Here is a 3,869-nt window from a genome sequence, read left to right on the forward strand (position 1 = left end):
CCAGCGGTCCCGTTCGTCATTCACCGCAGGGCCAGCACGCCCACCCGCGCCTGGACAGCGCCCCAGCCAGCCTTAACTTCCCGGCCTTGGTTCTTGATGACCTGCAGCACACCGGGCGAGGGTGGTTTGGTGCCCATGAGGGCGATCACCTGGGTGATCCGGGTGCTCTTCTCACCGATCAGGTCGTGAGCCCGTTTGGCGAGTATCTGACCGCGGGGGTTGAACTGGGCGGCCTCCCCGGAGTCGATGAGGGTGAGCCCGGCGAAGAGCTTGTGCACCGCGGTCTCGTCCGCCTTGGCCGTCCCTTCGGGGCTCCACTTGGCCTGGACGAGGTAGATGTGTGCGCTCGCCTCGTCGATGGCGATGGCGTCTATCCCCTGGTCCTGACCGCCGTCGATGACACAGTCGGCCGCCCGCTCCGGGGCCCAGCCGGTCATGATGCGCACGGCGTGCGCGGCCAGAGCGCGGGAGCGGAATGCGGGCTGGATCTTGTCCGGCGGCCGGTTGCCGAAGTCGCTCACGTCGATGAGACCGGGGTACGTCATGTCGAAGGCACGAGCGGTCTGACGGACGGGGGCGGGGGCGGCAGTCTGCTGGGGAGTCGTGTTCATGGTTCCTGTCCGGCTGACGAGGGAGCGGGGGCGGCGAGAGAATGGGACGGGGAACGTCAGCTGAGCGAGTCGAGCACGACCTGGAAGTTCCTCTGTGCGTCGCCGAGGTGATCCACGATCGACTGGGCGATCTCGCGGGGGTCGCCGAAGTCGTCGGGCGCGTCGGTGGGATTCGCGTTCAGGAGGAGGCTGGCGTGGCGGCTGTCCAGTATCTTGCGTACGTCGTCACGGCCGTAGCGCTTGAAGCGCGGCGATTCAGTGCGCCCTGCGCGCCCCTCCCCTCCGGGCCGGTACGCCTCCAGGAACTCCGCGAAGTCCTCCTCGGTGAGCGGGCTCTCGGTGTCCGTGTGGTGCAGGTCCCGGGCGTCGTACACCCACAGCTCGTCGGTGGCCGGATCGCCGTTCGGGCGCAGGACGGACTTAGTGAAGAACAGTACGTTCGACTTGGAACCGGTGTCGTGAAACATGCCGGTCGGCAGCCGCAGCAGCGTATGCACATCGCAGTTCCTCAGGAGCGCCTTGCGGATGGCAGCCGCCGCCCCGCGGTGGAAAAGGACACCGTCGGGGACGAAGACGGCCGCTCTGGCTCCCTGCGGCAGGGTGATGGCCAGATGCTGGAGGAAGTTGGCCGGGAGCGTGGCGTTCTGCGCCCAGAAGTCGTCCCGCTGCTCGGTGTTCGCTTCGACGTTGCTCTTGAACGGCGGGTTGCAGATGGCGACGGTGGCGGCCACGCCCCGCTCGTACCGGTGTACCAGGCGTTCCTTCGTGTCGAGCGAGTCCGCGCGCAGTATCGGAGGTACGTCGTGGAACTGACGCCCGGTGTTGAGGAGGACGTTCATCGTCGCCAGGCGGCACATCTGTACGTCGATGTCGGCGCCCGCGATGGCTGCGGCGTCCACACGGCCCCCGTGCGCGACCATCTCACGGTGGGCGGCGATGAGGCTGGTGCCGACCCCGACGGCCGCGTCGACCACCCGGTCCCGCGGGGTGAGGGCGAGCGCCTTAGCTATCACGGTGAGCAGGTGAGGAGGGGTGAGGAACTGGCCGGTCTCCCGCTTGGCCCGGATGTCGTCCCGACAGTCGGCTATCAACAGGGAGAAAGCGGCACCGAGTTCGTCCCGCCGGACGTCCGACCAACGGTATGGGTCGAACTCCTCGACGATCAGCCGTCCGAGATCCGCCATTTTGTCGGCCGGCCAGGGACGGGAATCATGGAAGAAGACACTTGCGATGGCCCGGCGGGGATCCTGCGGGTTCGGCTTGCCGAGTTCGGCCATCAAGCTGGTCAGGCCACGGTGCAGATCCTCACCGCTGGCGAGTACGAGGCTCGGCCAGCTGTTCGTCGGCGCGATCGGCGGGCTCGCGAACATCCCTGTCCGCTGGGCGCGTTCATGATCGAGCTTGAGGAAGAGTAGATACGCGATGTGCTCGGTGAACTCCAGCCGGGTCAGCCCTTTGAGGCTCGGCTTGTGTTCGAAGAACCGCTGCCAGCGCCGGAAGATCCCCTCTGCCGTCCAGTGCCCCTCCGGCCCTCTCGCCCAGATGTCGTCGCGCTTCGTCGCCATGCCCCACCCGTTCTCGAACGTCCTTGTCCGAGTGGATACGCCGGCGGGCCACCCACTGTTCCGGCAGCGTCGCACCCGGTGCTGAGGTGCACCGGGAACACATCAGAACTGGTCGATCGGGCCGCAGGCGATCAACTCCCTTCCAGGGTAGGCGTAATGTCGGCGTCCGGGGCCCGAGCAGTCCTTTTTTGGCCTGCCAGACCCTGCTCTTCTCAGGCTCCGCTCTTCTAGTGAGCCGGAAGCCAGCAGCGCATCTGCTTGCCGACCGGTGTCCTCGTGACCCGTCCCCCCGGGGCGAGCAGATCGACCAACGGCAGTCCACGCCCTGACTCTGCCTCGGAGTCGTCCAGCCGTACGCCGCCCCGCACAGGGAGCATCCGACGCACGGGTCGTGCGGACGCCTCGGCCGGCGTCATCATCGCAGCCCGAGGACGTGACGCCCACCTCGGCGACGAGCGACACGAAGTCGCCACACGCGCGGACCGCGTTCCCGCACAGCTCGGACATCACCAACTGCGCCGAGTGCACGAGGCCTTGACTGACCCCAGCGTCGGCGAGTGTCTTGGCGATGAAATTGAGGGTGGCGCGGAGGTGGTCGGGGGTGGCGGTGAGGTGGAGGACGAAGCTGGCGGGGGTGGGGGTGTGTGGTACCAGCCGAGGGAGTGGGGCATGGGGGGCCTCTGCGGTGGGGGCGAACTTTCATCGCTTCGCAATGACTTGAGAGTGGCCAAGTCACCGTCTTGGCGGAGGTGCGTATGGCTCGCCAATCTGTGCTCAGCCGCCCCGGCGTACCTCTGGAGTTCTGGGCTGTCATGCACGAGGCGGCCTTGCGCCCGAGATTCGCGAGTCGCTCGGCGCCATGCGGGAGCAGCTGCGGAGGCTTCGTGAAACTGTTGGGCTCCCCAATATCACAGTGCAGTTGATGCCCTTCGATGCAACACTCCTTCCAGGACTTGAAGGCGGCTTCTCACTCACCAAGTTCCGGGTACCGCTGCCGAGCGTCGTCCTCTTGGAGAAACCTGGCGGAGCCACGTACGTTGCGGGCGAGGACGGGGTCCCCTTCGAGCGGGCGTACGAGCGCATTCGTGCCACCGCCTTGCCCGTCTAGGACTCACTCGTACGCATCGTCGAGCTGGAAGAAGGCTTCCGGAAGTGACCGACCGCAAAACTGAGCTATACGGGGTCTTCAAAGTTGAGCGGTGCGGAGGTGCCCGCGGGCTCGGCGGGTAGTGACACAGCGTGTGCGTAGCCGCTGGTTCGTAGCGTTGCGGAACCCGAAGGCGGCGCGGGCGACGAGCTTGATCACGCGGTTGATGCCCTCGCTTTTGGCGTTGCTGTGTCCGGTGTCGAGGAACACGGCGATTTCGGTCCACCAGCGGTCCACGGTGGTGGCGAGGGTACGTACTTCCGGGATGTCTGCGTCCGCGCACCAGGTGAGGAACTTGTAGCGGGCCTGGCCGATGCGGTGGCGGTCGGCGCCGGTGCGGGCCAGAGCAAGGAGGGTGCGCAGGCTTTCCTGAGGCGTCCCCCGGAGTGTGGACACGGGGGTTCATGCTGCGAGTGTGAGTTTACGTGCTCGCCGCTGTTGCTGTTCGAATTCGGCTGGTGAGAGGTAGTTGAGGGCGCTGTGGCGCCGTCGGGCGTTGTAGTAGGTGAGCCACTGGAAGATCTCCAGCCTCGCCTGTCGCACCGT

Annotated in this window: 6 protein-coding genes; 2 read left to right on the forward strand and 4 right to left on the reverse strand. The window is 66.6% G+C overall.

Annotated elements, in window-relative coordinates; genetic code table 11:
- Nucleotides 1-20 precede the first annotated feature (20 nt).
- Both AB0N07_RS49875 and AB0N07_RS49880 read right to left on the reverse strand, forming a co-directional pair.
- Nucleotides 21-611, reverse strand: a complete 591-nt coding sequence (locus AB0N07_RS49875; protein ID WP_365847495.1) for a hypothetical protein — start codon at nucleotides 609-611, stop codon at nucleotides 21-23.
- A 56-nt stretch (nucleotides 612-667) separates the two neighbouring features.
- A complete protein-coding gene (locus tag AB0N07_RS49880; RefSeq protein WP_365847497.1) occupies nucleotides 668-2,176 on the reverse strand; it encodes an N-6 DNA methylase in 1,509 nt (502 codons plus the stop codon).
- A 755-nt stretch (nucleotides 2,177-2,931) separates the two neighbouring features.
- Between AB0N07_RS49880 and AB0N07_RS49885 the strand changes: the two genes are divergently transcribed.
- Together AB0N07_RS49885 and AB0N07_RS49890 are read left to right on the forward strand one after the other, a co-directional pair.
- Nucleotides 2,932-3,099: a hypothetical protein gene (locus tag AB0N07_RS49885; protein WP_365847499.1), complete on the forward strand. Its 168-nt coding sequence runs from the start codon at nucleotides 2,932-2,934 to the stop codon at nucleotides 3,097-3,099.
- Nucleotides 3,036-3,284, forward strand: coding sequence for a Scr1 family TA system antitoxin-like transcriptional regulator (locus AB0N07_RS49890; protein ID WP_365847501.1), 249 nt, complete (start codon nucleotides 3,036-3,038; stop codon nucleotides 3,282-3,284). The genes AB0N07_RS49885 and AB0N07_RS49890 overlap by 64 nt, the downstream gene beginning before the upstream one ends.
- Nucleotides 3,285-3,362: 78 nt before the next feature.
- Here the strand turns inward: AB0N07_RS49890 and AB0N07_RS49895 are convergent, their stop codons facing one another.
- Together AB0N07_RS49895 and AB0N07_RS49900 are read right to left on the reverse strand one after the other, a co-directional pair.
- Entirely contained in the window at nucleotides 3,363-3,719 is a 357-nt protein-coding gene (locus AB0N07_RS49895) for a transposase (protein WP_365847503.1), read from the reverse strand.
- 6 nt (nucleotides 3,720-3,725) lie between these two features.
- Nucleotides 3,726-3,869: integrase core domain-containing protein (locus AB0N07_RS49900; protein ID WP_365847505.1), on the reverse strand; the 144-nt coding region annotated here is incomplete at its 5' end.

The organism is Streptomyces sp. NPDC051172 (assembly GCF_040682555.1).
Classification (GTDB): Bacteria; Actinomycetota; Actinomycetes; order Streptomycetales; family Streptomycetaceae; genus Streptomyces.